The sequence below is a fragment of the Methylovorus menthalis genome, assembly GCF_020523625.1.
GTDB classification, from domain to species: domain Bacteria; phylum Pseudomonadota; class Gammaproteobacteria; order Burkholderiales; family Methylophilaceae; genus Methylovorus; species Methylovorus menthalis.
Genome location: NZ_JAJAQH010000001.1, coordinates 371143 through 390781, shown reverse-complemented (window position 1 = coordinate 390781; position 19639 = coordinate 371143). Strand labels below are relative to the sequence as shown.

Genomic DNA, 19639 nt, shown 5'->3' with positions numbered 1-19639 from the left:
AAGTTTTAGGTGTGCAATTCGAGCATAAAAAAACAGGAGCCTAGGCTCCTGTTTCACGCTGGCAGCAATGTGCCAGTTATGTCCCTGCTCTTTGGCAGATTAGCGATTGCAAACGTACATGGTCACTTCAAAGCCAAAACGCATTTCTGTTACTTCTGGTTTGATCCACATGATTGATAGCCCTTGTAACCGTTGAAATTCAAAACTTAGGAGAGTTAAACGCTTGGGCGTTTGACAAGACCATTATGGGGCGGAGCGAGCTTGTATGGCAGAGACAAACTCATGAAACATGGCTCATGATTTTCATGAGATTAAAAAGGAGGTAGACCCTGATTAACTAAAGAAATAAAGCCGCGAGATGGTTGACGAGAGCAGATGAGGATCAGAAAGCTGGCTGGAGTTTAAGGGTCACCAGCCAGTTTCTGACTTACCTTGACGGGAGATGATGTCTTGGTGAATTGATCATGCTCCAATTGAGAATGATTGTCAATTGCGAATTAAGCGTTGTGAAAAATTCTCCATACTCATGGTGTGCTAGTGACATTCTCCAGGATTATTTGCAGGCATTTAAGCTTTAGAAATTGCCCCGCAAGGTCAACATGACATTTCGCGGATCGCCAAAATAGCTCTGCCGCGACCAGCCTTCCATGCGTGAATAATAGGACTTGTCGAACAAGTTGTTCCCCGTCAGGCTTAACTCCCAGTGCGGGTCAATGCGATAGCTGACCTGGGCTGAGGCCAGTGTATATCCTCCCTGCTCCCATTTCGTGGTGCCATCAGATGCATAAACACCGCTGCTGATATTCAATCCACCGCCAATAGCCCATGCTTCTGAAAGCCGATATTTATTCCAGAGCTTGAAGTTATGTTTCGGTGTCGAGGTGGCGAATACCAGCCCTTGGTTGGCTTCATCCGCTTTCAGGTATTTGGTTTCGGTATAGGCATAACCCGCCATCACATCCCAGTTTGAGCGCAGGCGACCGCTGAACTCGGACTCAAAGCCCTGGCTGCGGACTTCTCCCGCCGAAATGGAATAAGTCGGATTGTTAGGATCCGTCATGGCACGGTTTTCATCATTGATGCGGAACAGGGCAGCGTGCAGGTTAATCTTGCCATCCTGTAATTCGCCTTTGATGCCGACTTCATACTGTTTTCCCGTGCGGGGTTTCAGGATTTTTTTATCAGCACTCAAGGCGGTTTGTGGCTGAAAGATATCGCTGTAGCTGCCATACAGGGAGTATTGCTTGTTGATATCAAAGACAAGCCCGGCGTAGGGGGTGAACTCATGCGTGATACTGGCATCGCCATCGGCCGAACTTTTGCTTTCGTTTTTCCAGTTACTCAGACGTCCGCCCAGTATCAATTTGGTGTTGTCGAGCACTTGCAATCGGGTTTGACCATAAATACCCGTTTGGCTGGTTTGGTAAATATCGGCAGGTTCGTAGATAAAATCGGGTTTTGCTACACTGCGCGCTGGAGTGAAAATATTTTGTGTCGCTCCATATACCTGAGCATAGGCGGTGTTGGAGTTAAACACGCGCGAGTTCAAACCAATGAGAATGTTATGTTCTTTACCCAGCGCAGTGAATGGCTGGGTGAGATATGCATCCAGGCCGTAATCGCTGGTTTTACCTTTGCTGGCCAGCAAAACACGATCAAAATTACCCGCGGCATCAATATAGGAATCACCAAACGCACTTGTTTCCAGGCCGTAACGGCGTTCCAGAGCACTGGCGCGGAGCTTGAGCTCTCCGCCGCTGGTGAGTTTGTGCTCAGCTTCGAGGAAATAGCTGTTGCTGTTCTCGTGTTTGTTATCCCACCCGGAGCCGATATAGGTTGAGCGGCTGATATCGGCCACACGCCCATCCGCATAAGTGGGAAGACCAAAGGTGGGACGTGAATCCATGCTGGTAATGGTGGCGCCAATCGATAGCGTGGTTCTAGGCGTCAGATCGAATTCCAATGTGCCGTATACAAGGGGTTTACGCGCGTAATCATGATCAATGAAGGACTTCTTGTCCTGATACATGGCAACCACGCGTCCACGTACTTTACCTTCGCTATCGAGCGCACCCGTCACGTCAAATTCACCGCGATAATTATCCCAGGAGCCGCCCTGTACGCTGGTTTTGATCGCGTAGTCTGCCATCGCGCGTTTCCGGACCAGATTTACTGTGCCGCCAGGCTCGCCAGTGCCTTGCAACATACCTGCCGGGCCTCGTAGTACTTCAATGCGATCGTAGGTGGTCAGGTCGAGTGAGCTGGTTCCCCATGCGCCTTGGCTATCCTGTACCGGAATGCCATCAATTTGAATAACATCCAGCCCATAACCACGTACAGAAATACCCGCCGTATTACTGCCGTAATTCACGACGGTCATCGCGGTGGTTTGCTGCATCGCTTCTGCCACGGTGGTCATGTTCTGATCATCCATGCGCTGGCGGGTCACGATGCTCAGCGATTGCGGGATATCCCGCAGGCGTTGTTCGCCTTTGCCAATGGACACCATGCCGGACGTGTAAGAGTGGCTGTTTTCGGTGGTGGCGCTTTGCTCTCTCGCAGCTTGCACTGTGACTTCCGGCAGGGTTTCGACAGTGACATTTGAATCGATTGCCACGGTTTTCAGGCTAAAACCAGCTTCTGTGGTCACTGCTTGCAAACCACTACCAGCAAGCGCCTTATCCAGTGCTTGCTCGGCAGTTAGGGTGCCGTGAATGGCAGGGGCCAACTTCCCTTTTAGCAAGGCCGGGTCGGCGGCAATCGACTTTCCGCTCTGGCGTGCAATGCGGATAAGCGTTTCATCCAGCTTGTCCGATGGCAGGTCGTAATGATGCGTGGCCTGTGCGCCAGTTTTCTGATTTGCGCCGACAGGCTCAGCCCAGGCTGGCATTCCGGTGAGGGCAAGCGAAATTGCTAGGGTGATAAGCCTGGGCTTGAAAATAGGTAATGTCATGTTATAGCTCCCTGAAGCGATTGGTGATTTGGATTTACAAACACCATGTCCAGCGAGCCGGGGAAAACCCCTCAAAAATGCATCAGAATGTTGCAATCAACGGCTATCAATGAGCGTCAGCCAGGGCCCATAGTGCGTGATGCGGATGGGGAGGGCTTGCGCCAGCGTTCGCAGGCTGCGCTCTGCGTCGTCCAACTGAAATACCCCGAATACCCGCAATTGAGCCGCCGCAGGGGATACGCGAAGATAGTCTTTGCGATAAGTACGTAGCGCTTCCACGACTTCGCCAAGAGCTTGGTTGCGCACATCCAGTACGCCATCTTCCCATGCGGCATAGGAGCGCATGTCCTCGCGCTCTGGTGCTATCCCTTTAGTGTCGAACCAGGCGGACTCACCCTCGAACAAGGATTGCCTTTGTTGCCCAGCGGCCAGCATGACGCTGTGCTGCAATACCAAAGCGAGACTTCGATCTGACTGGCGGCGCACCATGAAACGGGTGCCCAGGGCTGTGACGGAGCCGTGGGTTGTGGCGACGGTGAACGGGCGCACGGGATCTGTTGCGACCTGTACGATGCATGCACCAGAATGTAAGGTTAGCAAGCGCTTGCCTGCGGTGAAGCTGAGGTCTATGGAGGATTCAGCATCCAGCGTCAATTGGCTGCCATCGGCCAGAATGACGGTTTTTCGTTCTGCCGTGCTTGTCGTGATATCGGCGCTGAGCGCAATGCCGGTTGGTGAACGTTTGAGCAGATAAGCCGTTCCCAGACCGGCCACCACCAGGGCCATCCCATTCAGAAGTCGTCGCCGCTGAGGGGATGGGGGCGCGTTTAATACGTCGCGAATAATAGAGAGTTGAGCGGGCGATTGATGTGGGACGGATTGCAACTGACTGGCCGGTTGCAAGGCACGGGTCATCTCCTGCCAAGCTTGGCGGTGGCGATCGCTCGCTGCCATCCAGCGTTCAAAACCCGTGTGCACATCTGCCGGAGCATGACCATTGTCCAGCCTGACCATCCAGTCGATGGCTGCCAGTACCACCGGATCTATTGCCTGACTAGTCATGGGTTTTTTGTTCTTCATTTTGATGACAGATAGCAATGCAACAAAGCCTGCTTCATGTAGCGCTCGATGGTGGCCACAGACTTGCCCATGGACTCCGCAATCTGCACATGGGTAAGTCCATCCAGCCGACTGAGCAAAAAAGCTTGCCGGATATTGGGGGCCAGGCCATTCAAAAGTTGGTCCAGCGCAGCGATGGCTTCGCGGATGAGCAGCATGTCTTCAGGAGAGGGCTGGTTGGCCTGGGGTTGCTGGGCAAGCGCTTGCAGATAGGCTTGCTCTAGGTCGCGCCGTCGCCAGAAGGTATAAAGCTCGCGCTTGGCCAATACCGTAAGAAATGCGCGAGGCTCCTGCAAGTGCATGAGCTGCCGCGATTGCAGTACCCGGATGAAGGTGTTCTGGGCGAGGTCTGCCGCCTGCTGGGTGCAGCCCAGTTTGTTTCGCAACCAATGGGAAAGCCAGCCATGGTGATCACGATAAAGTGCGTGCAGGGCGGCATGATGATGGGCAGACATGCGGTCTATTTTTAATGAGAATGGTTCTCATTTTATGATTGTAAGCATACCGCGTCAACGCTTTAGGTGGTCGCGTCGCATCCTCAAGCAGGCTTTACTTTACAAAAGCAAGGTCGCCCCAGATCGGTGCATGTTTTATACTGCCGAAAAAGAAGGAGACTGCCATGTTAAGCAGAATCAGGGCGCTACTGCTCACCACCCCATTCAAGATTTTCGCAGGCCTCGTTGTCGCCTATCTGCTATTTGCCTATTTTGCGGTGGATCCTCTGGCGCGCCGCATTTTGCCGTGGTTTGCCGAGAACAAGCTGGCCAGCCAGGCCAGTGTTGAACATGTAAAGTTTGATCCTTTGCGCCTCATCCTGACGGCCCATCAACTCAAGCTGAATAGGCAAAATGGCGCACCACTGGCGAGCTTTGACCGCCTGTATGTCAATCTTGAAACCAGCGGGCTGTTTCGCTTTGCCTGGCGTATCAAGGATATACGTCTGACCGCTCCGCAGGTCGCCGTCGAGATTGGCTCGGATGGACGGCTGAATTGGGCTGATCTCATTGCCAAGCTGAATGAAGACAAGGATGACACGCCATCCACCAGCATGCCGCGCTTGCTGATTGATCATATTTTGATCGAAGGCGGGAATGTCGCTTATGTGGAACGCAACCGTCCGAAACCATTCGAGCTGGCATTGCAGCCATTGGGTCTGGAGCTGGATGGCTTGTCTACCTTGCCTGAGGACCGGGGGGATTACCTGATCGTGGCAAAATTGCCCGCCGATGGCGGCAGCCTGAAGTGGAAGGGGAATATCGGGCTTAATCCGCTGGTGTCGCAGGGGGTGCTGGAGCTGCAAGGCATCAAGCTCGCTCCCTTGATGCAGATTGTCAAACATCAGTCATTGCCGGTGCGCCTGACGCAAGGCGAATTGCAAAGCCAGCTGACTTACAGTTTTGCCATGGTAAAAAGCGCCGAGCAGCAAGACCCAACCCCAGAAGCCATTGTGCAGGACCTCAGCCTGGCACTTGATGATGTGGCGGCGGAAGTACAAGGGCAGCATGGCCCGGCACAATTGCATCTGAAGCAGTTATCCGTGGCCATGCCACGCCTGGATTTTTCCATGCGGAAAGGCACGGAGCTGACATTCAAGAACATGCGGCTGGGCTTGCAGAAACTGGCGCTGCAACAGGCAAAAACACCTTTGTTTCAACTCGATGCCATTGATGTACAAGGCATCGATTACGACCTTGCGCGCCAGCATCTGCAAGTGGCGGATGCCGTCTTGCACGCAGGCCATATCAAGGCCGCCCGTAGTAGTAATGGCAGTCTGGACTGGCAATCGCTGATACCAGCCGCTAACAGCGAGCCTGCGCAAACAGGCAGCCGCAGCCCTGCCGCCGATGCTGCTCCCACCAGGCAGGCATTCACGTTCGATATCGGCCGTCTGCGTCTGGCGGATTGGCGGGCGGAATATCACGATGCCAGTTTTGTTCACCCGCTGGATGTGACGCTGAATGCGTTTAATCTGGAGCTGGGATTAGGTAATTCCGAAGGCAAGCTGCAGTTGCGCGATATCCAAAGTCGGGTTGGCCCGGTGCAACTGCAGTCGGCGCTCTATCCTCAGCCAGCCGTGACCCTGGCCAGCCTGCAAGTGCAGAATGGCGCCGTGGATGTGGACGCGCAATCGGTCAGTCTTGGCGCGGTATTGCTCAGTGGTTTGCAGGCCCAGGTATTGCGCTCCACCAGTCAGCCGCTGAATTGGCAGGCCATGCTGGAAACACGGAGCCCGGCAGCCAGTGCACAAGCTGCCGCTTCCCCCTCAGCCAGGCAAAAAGCCAGCAATGCGAGCGCCACAAAATCAGGCCCGGCATGGAAATTGAGCCTGCCTAAACTGGCATTGCAGGATGCCAGTGTACACGTGGAAGACAATACGACCGGCAAGCCAGTGGTGCTGGATATTGAGCGCGCTGGGATAGAGCTGCATGATGTTTCGCTGGATCTTGGTCGCAGCATCCCCGTCAAGGCAAGCTTCAAGGTCAGGCAAGGTGGGCAGTTCAATGCCGATGGCAAGCTCACCCTGTCGCCTTTCAAGGCAGACCTCAAACTGGCGCTGAATGCCTTGTCGCTGAAGCCGCTGGCACCCTACATCAATCAGTTCGCCCTCTTGCGGCTGAATGATGGTGCCGTCCGGCTTAATGGCCAGCTCGGCCTCAAGACTGACCAGGCATTCAGTGCGCAATTCAAAGGCGGCTTTGCTGTGGATAGGCTGGCAATTGCCGAGGAAAATGGCGGCGCTACCTTCCTTGCCTGGAAAACCCTGGGTAGCGATAGCCTCAAGCTCAGCCTGGGGCCAGATCGCTTGCATATGGACGAGCTGCGCATTGTGGAGCCGCAGGGCAAGTTCATTATTCATGAAGACAAAACGCTGAATGTGCAGCGCATGATGCGTACCCAGCCAGTGAATTCGGCTGCGGGGGCAAAAGCGAACCCGGCCCCAGCCAGCGCGCCCAAAGCGCAGGGCAAGGCCACGAGCAAAAACGCATCGACAGGGGCGGAGGCTACCTCCACCTTCCCGGTCAGCATTTCACGGGTTCGTATAGATCGCGCGCGTCTGGAGTTTGCGGATTATTCGCTCAAGCCACAATTTGGTACCTATATCAACAGCTTGTCAGGCGTAATCAATGGCTTGTCGACAGACCCCAATACCACCGCGCAGGTGGAGCTGGATGGCAAGGTGGATGAGTATGGCTCCGCCCGCATTCGTGGTTCCTTGCAACCTTTTAAAGCCACTGACTTTACCGATCTCAAGCTGACATTCCGTAATCTGGAAATGAACCGCCTGACGCCGTATTCCGGCAAGTTTGCCGGGCGCCGCATTGAATCGGGCAAGCTCTCGGTGGATCTGGAGTACAAGATCAAACAGCGGCAGATGACTGGCGAAAACAAGTTTGTCATCAACAAACTGCGGCTGGGGGAGCATGTGGATAGCCCGGATGCGGTCAATCTGCCCCTCGATCTGGCGATTGCCCTGCTGGAAGACAGCGATGGCATTATCGATCTCAATTTGCCAGTATCGGGCAGCCTGGATGATCCGCAGTTCAGCTACGGCAAGATCGTCTGGAAAGCATTTGTGAATGTGCTCGGCAAAATCGCCACCGCCCCATTCCGCGCGCTCGGCAATTTGCTGGGCATCAAATCCGACAAGCTGGAGGCGGTGGTGTTTGATCCTGCCAGTGCGGCGCTGGCACCCCCCGAGCAGGAAAAATTGCAGACAGTGGCAAAAGCCATGGAAAAACGTCCGGCATTGACGCTGACGGTGACTCCGGCCTATGACGCGGTAGCGGACCGGAGGGCATTGCAGGAGCAGACTATTCGTCGGGATGTGGCGCAGCGTATGGGGCTGAAGCTGTCCCCCGATGAGCAACCCGGGCCGGTCGATCTGCATAACCCCAAGGTACAGTCGGCGGTATTCCAGCTGGCGCAAGAGCGCGGTCCGGATGCCAAGAAGCGCGGCGTGCTGGGCAAGCTGAAGGATTATCTCGAAATTGCCAAGCCGGAAGACCCGGCGGCTTATGAAAGCATGCTGCAGCAACTCAAAGATGGCGTGAATGTTCCTGATAGCGCCTTGCAAGAACTGGCGACGGCCCGCGCAGCCAGTGTGCAGCAATATTTGCAGCAAGCAGCTGGGCTGGCGCCGTCGCGTCTTGCACAAACCCCAATCGATGCAGCCCGTACTGACGGGGGACAAATCCAGCTTAAATTGAACCTGGGAGTCAGCCGGTAGTCAATCATGATGTAGTCGCTGGCGGTGGTCTCCCCGGTTCTGCGGTCAGCGGCTTCAAGGCCGCCTCATCTCATGCGTTGATTGCAAGATGGGGCGGCCTCATAACTTATAATCCTGAGACTGCAACCACCCCCTCAGCATTGAGTGGGGTGTACGCCTTGATATTGCGCAGTATGGCTGGAGAGCGACCATGCGAATTTACCAATCCCTGTGCGTGCTTTTTGCGCTTGCCAGCCTACCCTCATGGGCGGACGCAGAACCCCCGGCCGAGCTGATTTTTGCGCTCAAAGGTTCCATAGTCAAAATACATACAGTCACGAAAAGTGGCGGCCACGGCATAGGCTCTGGCGTCGTCGTCGCAGAAAATCTGGTGGCGACCAATTGCCATGTGCTGGCTGATGCGAATGGCATCAACGTCGCTGCGCGTGGTGAAACCTACGCGCCCGTGTCGGTAAGAGAGGACTGGCGTCACGATATCTGTGTGTTGCGCGTAGAGTATTTGCCATTAAAACCGGTTGTGCTCGGCGATGATGAACAACTGCAATACGAGCAGGATGTGTTTGCCATTGGATTTCCTGGCGGGCCACCCAAACCTCAAACCACCTTCGGTACCATCAAGGCGCTCTACCCGCTGGATGATGCCGAGATCATCCGTACATCCTCTTCCTTTGTGCTAGGCGCCAGCGGCAGTGCGCTGTTTGATAGCGAAGGCAAGCTCATCGGGCTCAACACCTTCAAAAGCCCTGGGCGTCATGGGTACTACTACAGCATGTCAGTGAAATGGATCAAGGCCTTGCTGCAGGCACCCGAGGCGGAGCATGTGAGCGAGAATGGCAGGCCGTTGTGGGATGCACCGGAAAACCAGCGCCCTTACCTGATGCGGGTGGTGATTCCCATGCAGAACGAGGAGTGGGATGAGTTGCTGAGAATAGCCAGCGAATGGGCGTTACAGGAGCCGGGTACCGTGGAAGCAGTTTACTACAAGGCGCTGGCGCAGGACCGTCTTGGCAATATGGAGGCAGCGGATATTTTGTACAGGCAGGTATTGCAGGCCAATCCGCGCCATAGTGCCAGCCTGTTGGCGGAAGCCCGTATTGCGCGTCAGCAGGGGGAGGCTGACCGCATGCTGACACTCCTCAGCCAGTTGCAGGCCCTGGCGCCTGACATGGCGCAGGAGCTGGTTCCACAAGAAGCGGGCCTCGCACAATAAGCATCTTCAACAATAAAAAATTCAGCGCGTAACGATAATAGTTAGCGTAAAAGTTGAATAATATGGCAGGATTGCCCAAGCACGAGACGGGTGGAATACGCATAATGTTCAGCTGCGGTAATGCTCATCCTGGCATGGATTCCTGACATTATTCTCGTGGTATTTCCTATTGTTCACTTGTGTAAACGCCTCATGGCGTTTTGAAAGTTCGTATGTTCAGCATTGTTCAGATTGCACTTAAGCGCCCCTATACGTTTGTAGTGATGTCTATCCTGCTGCTTATCCTGGGCATTTTGTCCGCGTTGCGCATGCCGACAGATATTTTCCCGGAGATTCGCATCCCGGTGATCGCCGTGGCCTGGCAATACACCGGCATGCCGCCGGATCAGATGGCAGGGCGTATCGCCACGGTGTATCAGCGCGTGCTCACTACGACGGTGAATGACATTGAGCACATCGAAGCCAACTCGTATAACGGCTTCGGCATCGTCAAGATTTTCTTCCAGCCGGGTGTGAACATCGCCACCGCCAATGCGCAGGTGACCGCCGTATCGCAGGTGATACTGCGGCAGATGCCCACGGGCGTTACCCCACCGCTGATCCTCAACTACAGCGCTTCTACGGTGCCTATCTTGCAGATTGCGCTTTCCGGCAAGGGCTTGTCCGAGCAACAGTTGGGCGATCTTGGACTGAATACTATACGCACGCGGCTGGTTACCGTGCCAGGCGCCGCGGTGCCGTATCCCTTTGGCGGCAAGACGCGACAGGTGCAAATCGACTTGAACCCGACTGCCTTGCAGGCCCGTGGCCTGGCAGCACAGGATGTCGCCAATGCGCTGGCCGCACAGAATCTGATTTTGCCAGTCGGTACGCAAAAAATCGGTGTGCAGGAATATACGCTACAGCTGAATAATGCCGCTGGCGCGATGGACGATATTGGCAATTTCCCGATCAAGGTGGTCAATGGTGCGACCGTGTACATTCGCGATGTCGCCACTGTGCGTGATGGCAACCCGCCGCAAAGCAATATTGTGCACGTGGATGGCGCCAAGTCGGTGCTGATGTCCGTGCTGAAAAACGGGGCGACTTCAACGCTGGATATCGTGTCCGGGGTCAAGGCACGCTTGCAGGAAATCAAGCCGACCTTGCCGGATAATCTGGAAGCGGTGCCTATCAATGACCAATCTATCTTCGTGCGGGCTGCCGTTAAGGGCGTTGCCTTTGAAGGCGCGATTGCGGCGGTGCTGACCAGCCTGATGATCCTGCTTTTTCTCGGCAGCTGGCGTTCTACCGTGATTATTGCGGTATCTATTCCGCTCTCCATTCTGGGCGCCATTTTTGCGCTGAATGCCTTTGGCGAAACGCTCAATATCATGACGCTGGGTGGTCTGGCCTTGGCAGTGGGTATTCTGGTGGATGATGCTACGGTGACCATTGAGAACATCAACTGGCATCTGGAACAAGGCAAGCAGGTGGAGCCCGCTATTCTCGATGGCGCGGCGCAAATCGTGACGCCAGCGTTCGTGTCGCTGCTCTGTATCTGTATCGTCTTCGTGCCGATGTTCTTGCTGGAGGGCGTGTCACGCTTCCTGTTTGTGCCCATGGCCGAGGCGGTGATTTTTGCCATGGTCAGCTCGTTCATCTTGTCGCGTACGCTGGTGCCAACCATGGCCAAGTATCTGCTCAAGCCGCATGCGCCGCATACGGATTTGCATGGCAATCATGCGGCCTTGCCACCATCACGCAATCCTCTGGTGAGGTTTCAGCGTGGTTTTGAGGCGCGTTTCGAGCGCGTGCGCGAGGGGTATCACGGCTGGTTGCATGTCGCCATGCGCAACCGCAAGAAATTCGTCATTGGATTTATGGCCTTTGTCATGCTGTCGTTTGCGCTGGTGCCTTTCCTCGGCCGCAACTTCTTCCCGGCGGTGGATGGCGGACAGATTCTGATGCATGTGCGCGTGCCGGTGGGTACACGTCTGGAAGAGACCGCCGCGCAATTTGCGGATATTCAGGCGGCGATCCGTGAGGTGATTCCGGCACATGAGATTGTGACCATGGTGGATAACATCGGCCAGCCGATCAGCTCGATCAACCTGACCTACAACAACACCGGCATTATTGGCGCGCAGGATGGCGATATCCAGATTGCGCTGGCTGAAGGCCACCAACCAACGGCGGACTATGTGAAAGCTCTGCGGGAGCGCTTGCCACGGCAGTTCCCGGGCACTACCTTTTCCTTCCCGCCTGCCGACATCGTCAGCCAGATTCTGAATTTCGGTTCGCCTGCGCCGGTCGATATCCAGATTCGCGGGGCAAATCGTGAAGCCAATTTTGACTATGCCAACAAGCTGCTTGAGCGTATACGCCAGGTGCCGGGCATTGCCGATGCGCGTATACAGCAGTCGCGCAGCAGTCCCGTGTTCAAGATCGATATTGATCGTACGCGGGCGCAGGAGCTGGGGCTGACCACGCGCGATGTGACCAATAACGTGATCGTCAATCTGGCTGGTAGCAGCCAAGTGGCGCCTACCTACTGGCTGAATCCTGCCAATGGCGTGTCTTATCCGATTGTGATGCAGACGCCGCAATACGAGATGAATTCGCTTTCCAAGCTTGAAAACCTGCCCATGAGCGGCAGCGCGAATGACGTCACGTCGATATTGGGCGGTGTTGCCACCTTTACTCGTGATCGTGCCAATGCCATCGTCAGCCAGTACGATATTCAGCCCATGATCCAGGTGCATGCCAGCACGCAGGATAGAGACCTGGGCGCGGTGGCTGCCGATATCCGCAAGATATTGGACGAGACCGCGCAGGATGTGCCCAAAGGCAGCACCGTGGCCTTGATGGGCCAGGTGCAGACCATGGAGCGATCCTTCAATGGCTTGTTGTTCGGTCTGTTGGGTGCCATCGTGCTGATTTATCTGCTGATCGTGGTCAACTTCCAGTCATGGAGCGATCCGTTCGTGATCGTCAGCGCCTTGCCTGCAGCGATTGCCGGCATTATCTGGATGCTGTTTGCGACCTTTACGCCGTTGTCTGTTCCGGCGCTGACTGGCGCGATCATGTGCATGGGGGTAGCCACGGCCAATAGTGTGCTGGTGATCAGCTTTGCCCGCGAGCGCTTGGATGTGCTGGGCGATGCGACGGCTGCTGCCCTTGAGGCCGGTTTTGTACGATTCCGCCCGGTGCTGATGACCGCATTGGCGATGATGATCGGCATGGCACCCATGGCCCTGGGCCTGGGTGAAGGCGGCGAGCAGAATGCGCCGCTGGGCCGTGCCGTCATCGGTGGCCTGCTTTTTGCCACTATCACTACCCTGATTTTTGTACCTGTCGTATTTAGCATGGTGCACGCACGCTTTAAACCTGCTGCGTCCCAGCCACAAGTAAATGGAGAGCCGCATGTCATCTGAAACCCATAAGACGCCACGATCATTACGCATAGGCGCCCTTGCCATAGGCGTCGTGTTGCTGGGGGTGCTGATCGTAGGCATTACGGCCCGTGCCCAAAATGCCCGCACGCTCAAGAGCTGGACCGAGCAGCAGGCGGATATTTCGGTGAGTGTTATCAATGCCACCGAAATCACAGGCGGCAAGCCACTCGAATTGCCCGGGCGATTTGAAGCTTATGCAGCAGCGCCACTGTATGCGCGTGTCAGCGGCTATCTGAAATCCTGGAAAGCTGATATAGGGACTCCCGTGAAGACCGGACAACTGATTGCGGAAATTGAAACGCCGGATCTGGATCAGCAGTTGCTGCAAGCGCGTGCTGAAGTGGCAACTGCCAAGGCGAATGTTGACCTTGCAGCGATTACGGCCAAGCGACTGCAATCGCTGCTCGATACCAATTCGGTATCGCATCAGGAAGTCGACGAAAAAGTAGGCGACTACGCTGCCAAGCAGGCGCTGTTGCAATCGGCACAAGCCAATCTGGACCGTCTTGTGGCGACCAAGGCATTTGCGCGGATTGTTGCGCCTTTTGATGGAGTGGTAACGTCGCGCAACACCGATACTGGCGCGCTCATCAATGTAGGAAGTGGCAGTGGCCCCGCGCTGTTTGTGGTATCTGACAATCGTCGCCTGCGTTTGTACGTCAGCGTGCCGCAGGCATATCTTGGCAGCATCAAGCCCGGCGACACGGCGGATGTGACGGTGCCGGAGCAGCCAGGCCAGGTATTTCAGGCAAAAGTGGCCTCTGCTTCACAATCCGTGGATGCCAGCTCCGGCACCAGCCTGATGCAGCTCAGCCTGAACAATGCCGATGGCAAGCTGTTGCCGGGGAGTTATGCCCGCGTCAGCTTTAACCTGCAAGGTCAGGCATCACGGCTTAGCATCCCCGCGAGTGCCTTGATTTTTGATGCCAAAGGCATGCAGGTTGCCGTGGTTGCTGAAGATGGCACAGTTAAGCGCAAAGCCATTACAGTTGCCCGCGATCTTGGCAGTGCGCTGGAGCTCAGCGATGGTATATCGGCGACAGATCGTATCATCGACAACCCGCCGGATGGCATTGCTGATGGTACCAAAGTGCTGATCAAGCAGGATGCCGCTGCGCCTGAAAAAAAAGCCGGCTAGGCCTGTTCCCAGCGATTCAGGTAAGCCGTAGGTGGAGCCCCCATCACGCGGCTGAACATGCTGGTAAAACTGCCGGTGCTGGCGTAGCCAAGCCGCAGGGCAATCTGCGTGACGCTCTGCCCTTCCAGCAGCAGTTCCACAGCACTTATCAGGCATAACTGCTGGCGCCATGCGGTGAAGGTCATGCCGGTGTCCTGCATGAAGAGGCGCGACAGCGTGCGCGAGCTTGCCCCTGCCAGGTGACACCATTGCTCCAGAGGACGCGTGTCACCGGGATTTTCATGCAAGGCTTGCGTGACACGGCGTACGCGATGGTCCCGTGCCTCAGGCAAGAATAGCGGCGCTTCTTTTTCCTGGGCAATCTGGTCTATCAACACCTGCATCATTCTTGCCTGCGGGCTGTCGTCCGTATATTCCCATCCCGAAGCCGCGGCTCGTATCACCAGCTCACGCAATAAAGGCGAAAGCTTGAGTACCCGGCAGCTGGCAGGCAGGTTGTGTAGCAGATCATGGCGGATGTAGGCTGTGTGCAGGCGGGCAGGTTGTGGATAGACCACGCTATGATGCGTGCCTGCTGGTACCCAGAATGCCCGGCCCGGCGGGGTAATCCACGCTCCTTCAATCGTCGTAATCCGCATGCTGCCCGATACGACAAACATCAACTGCCCGCGCTCGTGGGTGTGTGTTTCCACACTTTGTCCTTTGGCGTGGTCTACGCTGATGGCAACGACAGGGCGGTCCGAGCTGTCGGGGTCTGCGCTTGATGCCAAGGTTCTCCAGATATGATCGGGAAGCGAGCTGATGATGGCAATCCAGGGTAATGAACGGCATTAATTATAATCAGAGCCATTTGGTGATGTGAAATTCTTATTTGGTAATCGGGCATACCTGCATATGCATCAGGCAAAAAAATGCCCGGGAACCCGGGCAGGAGGCGTGGAACAAACAACTTGAAGAGAGAGATAAGCAATAAATGGTGATCTTTGTCAGTTTGGATGACATGGACCGATCAGCCTGTCGCTGCTGGATGCTTAACCAGCAGAAACCATGTATGCATCATAGCGGGTGGTTATTGCTTAACGATGACAGCGGTGTAACGCTTTGTAAGAGTTTTTTCGAGCCTGTGTAAAAATGTTACAAAATGCTAACTTAGGCATGATTTTTAAAGTGAAAAAACAAAGCCTGCACTAGGCAGCCAGCGTGTCGAGATTTCTTGAGGCAGTCGTTAGCCAGTGACAGCCGTGTCGCACGAAAATGGCAAAGACAGGTAAATCAGGCAGATTTTTTGAACTGCAGACTTTCCATGCAAAAGTTCTTGATCTTGCCATCGACCGCATCACGCGCAAAACCGATGCCCAGCATCAAGGCGTCGTCTTTGTTGCCAAAGCCATTGCCTGGGCATGGAGGCGCCATGACAGAGCTGCGCTGGCTGTCATGCAGCGCGATGATGCTGACGGAGGGATAGTAACGTTCGGCTTTCTGGTAAAACGTAGCGCTAAGTTCGTAGCCGTTATATGTGTGGGTAATAATCATGATCACTCCTTCCTAACTGACATTGCTTAAACATGGATGACACTTCAATAATAAGCAGACTTTGTGCCAGATTGGTGACAGTCAGGTTAAAGATGTTTTTCAGTAGGGTGACAAAGGGAGCTTGAGGTGCCATGAAATGGCGCCTATCCTGCGATTGCAGACTATCAGACGGTGGGCTTCCCGTATTTGCTCAAGCGGTATAACACGATGCTGAGTGGCAGCAGCAGCACACCAATCAGCAGGTAGATGTTGCGGAATATGCTAAATGGTGGTGCAGCTTGCGCCACAATGGATTTAACGGCACTAATGGGCAGCATGCCCTGCTTGTTGTCCTTGTCCAGAAAAACCAGCAGGTCGCCATTCTTGGTGTAGTCCTTCACCTCAAGCTGGCAGCCGTCGCTCGATGGCTTGCCAGGGAGGGAGGGGGCTTCTTCGCAATGAGCATAGCGGGTAGTGATAATGGAAGCGCGCTGCTGTGCAACACCCAGCTCCAGCATGATGCCGATGATAATCAAGACTACGGCCGAACTGGACAGGAATATAAAGGTTTCTTTTCTCATGGCAGGCATCAATTATTCACGTGAGCACCGGAAATCAGTCCGGCAAATAATCCAGTCGCCATTCTAGCGCAAGCTGGCTGTAAACCCCATGGGGATATAGGATTTATGCGGCTAAGCTGCTGATTATTTAAGCTGTCATGGCTTTTTTCATTGCTTAAGTAGTCAACTTGGCGCATAGTGCTGCACTTGGTAAAAAATAGTCTTCCTTGTGCGTTGCCATTTTCTGATGCACATGTCTTCGCTTTCTTGCCTCGCGTGTTTGTCCCGAATGTTGTATCGGTCGACAACATTTTCACAACACGAACTTTAATTTACTAAAAGGATGGGTCAGCGATGGCAAAAGAAGAACTAATCGAAATGAGCGGCGTAGTTGCCGAAATCCTGCCGGATTCCCGTTTTCTGGTCACCCTGGAAAATGGTCACAAACTGGTGGCTTATACTGCAGGCAAGATGCGCAAGAACAACATCCGCATTCTGGCGGGTGACAAGGTGACGCTGGAGCTGTCGCCTTATGACGTCAGCAAGGGTCGTATCACCTTCCGTCACATTGAAAACCGTGGTGCATTCGTGCCGCGTCGCCGTACTTATTAAGCTGTTTTTGATTCGCGCCCACGCAAATATATTTAAATATTGGTTGACAGGGTGCTGATTACTGCGTAAAACCTTTTTCAGGCGTTTGTAATTAAGAATTAATAATTTGTTTTATATGGTTTTTATTCAAACTTTCGGGGAGCCTCCCTTTTAGTTAGAAAGTATCAAAATGGCAACAGGTATTGTTAAGTGGTTCAATGATTCTAAAGGCTTCGGCTTTATTACTCCCGATGACGGTGGCAGCGATCTGTTCGCGCACTATTCGGCAATTTCCGACACTGGCTACAAGAGCCTGAAAGACAACGACCGCGTTTCTTTCGAAGTCATCGATGGCCCTAAAGGCAAGCAAGCATCGAACATTCAAAAAGCCTAATCCTGTATTAGGTTTGATGTGAAAAACGGAGCCTAGTGCTCCGTTTTTTATTGCCTGTTGTTATTGATTCCCCAACGTGTTTTGCATCCGGCTTTCTAGCCTCCCAGCCCCATCTCATCGTCGAACTTTGGATACACCCGCACCAGCAAGATGCGTGGGCCCACCATTTTCTTGACGACGATGCTGAATTGCTCGAATTCGATCTTTTGCCCTTCTTCCGGCAAGTCGCCCAGTTTCCACAGAATCAGTCCGCCGACACTATCCGCCGCGTTGGAGTCTATATCAATCCCCAGTGTGCGCTCCAAGGTTGGAATGGGCAGGCTGGCCTTGCCCAGTAGCGAGCCATCATCAAGCTTGGTCCATTCGCTGAGCGATTGCCTGAATTCATCGCGTATCTCGCCGACCAGCGCGCTCAGCAGGTTGTCCAGCGTGACAAACCCGACCGGCGGGCTGCCCTCATAACCCACCACGGTAAAGTGGGGCGCGCCCTGCTGAAAGCGCCTGAAAAGCTCAGTCGCAGGTAGATCAGGCGAGACCATGGCAATCGGCCGTACCAGATCTTCAATATCTTCCAGACGGCCTTTGTGCTGGGCGACAAACAGGTCTTTCAGGTGGATGATGCCGATGACTTCGCCCGAGGTTTCCATATAGGGGTAGCGGCTGTAACGCTGCTGCACGATTTTTTGCAGATTGGCTTCCAGGCTGTCGCCTTCATGCAATACCACTGCCTCGTGGAACGGGCGCATCACATCGGCCACATCCAGCTCGCGGAAGTCGATGGCCTGTGCCAGCACGCGCCACTCGCTACGGCTGAATTTGTCGTCAGCGCGCGAGCTGCGCAGGATGACCTTGAGCTCATCCGCCGAATAATGCGAGTCGTGGGATGTCGCACTTTTTAGCCCCAGCACCCCCAATACCAGATTGGCACTGTGGTTAAGTATCCAGATCGCGGGATACATGACCCAGTAAAACCCATACAGCGCGGGTGCGGTCCACAGCCCGACTTTTTCGGCAGAGCGAATGGCAAGCGATTTTGGTACCAGTTCGCCCACCACGATATGCAGGAACGAAATAATGAAGAATGCCAGCGAGAATGCCACCAGATGCACAATGCGCGGGCTATCAATGCCTGCGGCATGTAACAGGGGGGTAAGCAGCTCGGCAAACGCCGGTTCGCCTACCCAGCCCAGGCCCAGCGAGGCCAGAGTGATGCCGAGCTGACACGCTGAGAGGTAGGCGTCGAGCTGGCTGTGTACGCGGGTGAGAATGCGGCCGCGCCAGCCATAGGTCTTGGCCATGGCACGCACGCGGGTTGCCCGTAGTTTGACGAGGCCGAACTCTGCAGCCACGAAAAATCCGTTTAGCAACACCAGCAATCCGGCAAAAATAATCAGTAATACATCGGTCAGCATGTCGCGGTGGCTTTCGGGAACAGGGTTCCTGGGTCAAAGGCGTTGTTGCGGGAAAATTGTGCAAACAGGCACAGCAGAGATTATCCATTAAAAGCGATGATTGCGCCTACTTAAGCGCTGGCGCGGCTTGCACGGGGTTATGCCGTAGTGGAATGGCCGAGCGTCTTGCAGTGGTGGAACTATCCATTGCGATTGCTTGCCCATACAGAGCTGTATAGTAGGCTGGGCATCAAGCCATAAAGGTTTGTAAACGCGCGGCTTGATTGATTTTTGACCGGCCAGGAGGCGATGGTGAAACGTTTATTGGGATATATCGTATGTGTGGCCTTGCTATTGTCCGTCACGGCTATTGCGGCAAGTCTGGATGACGCCAAGGTGGCCGTGGATGCCGGCAAGTTTGGGCAGGCAGCGGCTATATACCGCGAGTTGGCGGCTGCAGGGGATGCCAAAGCCCAGTACAACCTTGGGCTGATGTATGCCCGGGGTGACGGTGTTCCAGAAAATCCTCAAGAGTCGGTGAAGTGGTACCGTCTGTCTGCTGACCAGGGTTTTCCGGAGGCGCAATATGCATTGGGGGTGATTTACTTTAGTCGAGATGGCGGGGTTCCCATGGATTACGACGAGGCAATCAAGTGGTATCGCAAGGCCGCGGAGCAAGGCCATGTGCGATCGCAGCTTAATCTGGGCATTGTTTACTTGCGTGGTGATGTGGTGCCGCAGGATATTCCCGAAGCCCTGAAATGGTTTGGCCTGGCAGCGGAGCAAGGGGATAGTGACGCCCAGTTCAATCTCGGCAATATGTATCTGGAAGGCGAAGGCGTGCCAGCCAGTATGGTGAATGGTTATATGTGGATCTGGCTCGCGGCCGAAAATCCGCAGGATGCCCATGGGCGCAGTGCCAAGCGCAAAAAAATACTCATGTATCTCGAAGCCAAGATGACACCGGAACAGCTGGCGGAAGCCAAAGCCCTGGCGCAAAGTTGCCAAGCCCAGCATTACCGCAGCTGCAAGCTGGCCTGAGATGACACAATTGTGACCAATAGCGAGGCTTCGCTATTGCATCATGCACTTGGCGTCACCTTCCG

15 protein-coding genes are annotated in these 19639 nt (G+C 54.5%); 7 read left to right on the top strand and 8 right to left on the bottom strand.

What is annotated here, in order from left to right; translation table 11 throughout:
- Window positions 1–99 precede the first annotated feature (99 nt).
- The 4 genes from pqqA to LG204_RS01740 all read right to left on the bottom strand — a co-directional run bounded on the left by pqqA (window position 100) and on the right by LG204_RS01740 (window position 4527).
- A complete protein-coding gene (pqqA, locus tag LG204_RS01755) occupies window positions 100–171 on the bottom strand; it encodes a pyrroloquinoline quinone precursor peptide PqqA (RefSeq protein WP_013443459.1) in 72 nt (23 codons plus the stop codon).
- A gap of 403 nt (window positions 172–574) precedes the next feature.
- Window positions 575–2953: a TonB-dependent siderophore receptor gene (locus LG204_RS01750; protein WP_230335668.1), complete on the bottom strand. Its 2379-nt coding sequence runs from the start codon at window positions 2951–2953 to the stop codon at window positions 575–577.
- A 96-nt stretch (window positions 2954–3049) separates the two neighbouring features.
- Window positions 3050–4015 (bottom strand): FecR family protein, encoded by a 966-nt coding sequence (locus LG204_RS01745; RefSeq protein WP_230335667.1) that lies wholly within the window; start codon window positions 4013–4015, stop codon window positions 3050–3052.
- A 14-nt stretch (window positions 4016–4029) separates the two neighbouring features.
- Window positions 4030–4527, bottom strand: a complete 498-nt coding sequence (locus LG204_RS01740) for a sigma-70 family RNA polymerase sigma factor (RefSeq protein WP_230335666.1) — start codon at window positions 4525–4527, stop codon at window positions 4030–4032.
- A 164-nt stretch (window positions 4528–4691) separates the two neighbouring features.
- On the opposite strand from LG204_RS01740, the gene LG204_RS01735 reads away from it, so the two are divergent.
- The 4 genes from LG204_RS01735 (at window position 4692) to LG204_RS01720 (ending at window position 14085) form a co-directional block, all read left to right on the top strand.
- Entirely contained in the window at window positions 4692–8300 is a 3609-nt protein-coding gene (locus tag LG204_RS01735) for a DUF748 domain-containing protein (protein WP_230335665.1), read from the top strand.
- Window positions 8301–8490: 190 nt separating this feature from the next.
- Window positions 8491–9510, top strand: coding sequence for a S1 family peptidase (locus LG204_RS01730; RefSeq protein WP_230335664.1), 1020 nt, complete (start codon window positions 8491–8493; stop codon window positions 9508–9510).
- Between the two features lie 212 nt (window positions 9511–9722).
- On the top strand, window positions 9723–12926 hold the full coding sequence (locus tag LG204_RS01725; RefSeq protein WP_230335663.1) for an efflux RND transporter permease subunit: 3204 nt from the start codon (window positions 9723–9725) through the stop codon (window positions 12924–12926).
- A complete protein-coding gene (locus LG204_RS01720; RefSeq protein ID WP_230335662.1) occupies window positions 12916–14085 on the top strand; it encodes an efflux RND transporter periplasmic adaptor subunit in 1170 nt (389 codons plus the stop codon). Before LG204_RS01725 ends, LG204_RS01720 begins: the two co-directional genes overlap by 11 nt.
- Here the strand turns inward: LG204_RS01720 and LG204_RS01715 are convergent.
- From LG204_RS01715 to LG204_RS01705, 3 genes are all read right to left on the bottom strand, one after another.
- The gene (locus LG204_RS01715) at window positions 14082–14855 is read right to left on the bottom strand and encodes an AraC family transcriptional regulator (RefSeq protein ID WP_230335661.1); all 774 of its coding nucleotides are present in this window, start codon (window positions 14853–14855) and stop codon (window positions 14082–14084) included. The two genes, LG204_RS01720 and LG204_RS01715, sit on opposite strands and share 4 nt — an antisense overlap.
- Before the next feature lie 502 nt (window positions 14856–15357).
- Complete coding sequence (locus tag LG204_RS01710) at window positions 15358–15618, bottom strand: hypothetical protein (protein WP_230335660.1); 261 nt, start codon at window positions 15616–15618, stop codon at window positions 15358–15360.
- A gap of 164 nt (window positions 15619–15782) precedes the next feature.
- The gene (locus LG204_RS01705; RefSeq protein ID WP_230335659.1) at window positions 15783–16178 is read right to left on the bottom strand and encodes a hypothetical protein; all 396 of its coding nucleotides are present in this window, start codon (window positions 16176–16178) and stop codon (window positions 15783–15785) included.
- Between the two features lie 333 nt (window positions 16179–16511).
- Between LG204_RS01705 and infA the strand changes: the two genes are divergently transcribed.
- The gene (infA, locus tag LG204_RS01700; protein ID WP_013443448.1) at window positions 16512–16769 is read left to right on the top strand and encodes a translation initiation factor IF-1; all 258 of its coding nucleotides are present in this window, start codon (window positions 16512–16514) and stop codon (window positions 16767–16769) included.
- Window positions 16770–16938: 169 nt separating this feature from the next.
- Window positions 16939–17142, top strand: coding sequence for a cold-shock protein (locus LG204_RS01695; RefSeq protein WP_230335658.1), 204 nt, complete (start codon window positions 16939–16941; stop codon window positions 17140–17142).
- Between the two features lie 95 nt (window positions 17143–17237).
- Here the strand turns inward: LG204_RS01695 and LG204_RS01690 are convergent, their stop codons facing one another.
- Window positions 17238–18554 (bottom strand): hemolysin family protein, encoded by a 1317-nt coding sequence (locus tag LG204_RS01690; RefSeq protein WP_230335657.1) that lies wholly within the window; start codon window positions 18552–18554, stop codon window positions 17238–17240.
- Window positions 18555–18842: 288 nt separating this feature from the next.
- On the opposite strand from LG204_RS01690, the gene LG204_RS01685 reads away from it, so the two are divergent.
- Window positions 18843–19574 carry a tetratricopeptide repeat protein gene (locus LG204_RS01685; protein WP_230335656.1) on the top strand — a complete coding sequence of 244 codons (732 nt, stop codon included), beginning with the start codon at window positions 18843–18845 and terminating at the stop codon, window positions 19572–19574.
- The last annotated feature ends 65 nt before the right edge of the window (window positions 19575–19639 follow it).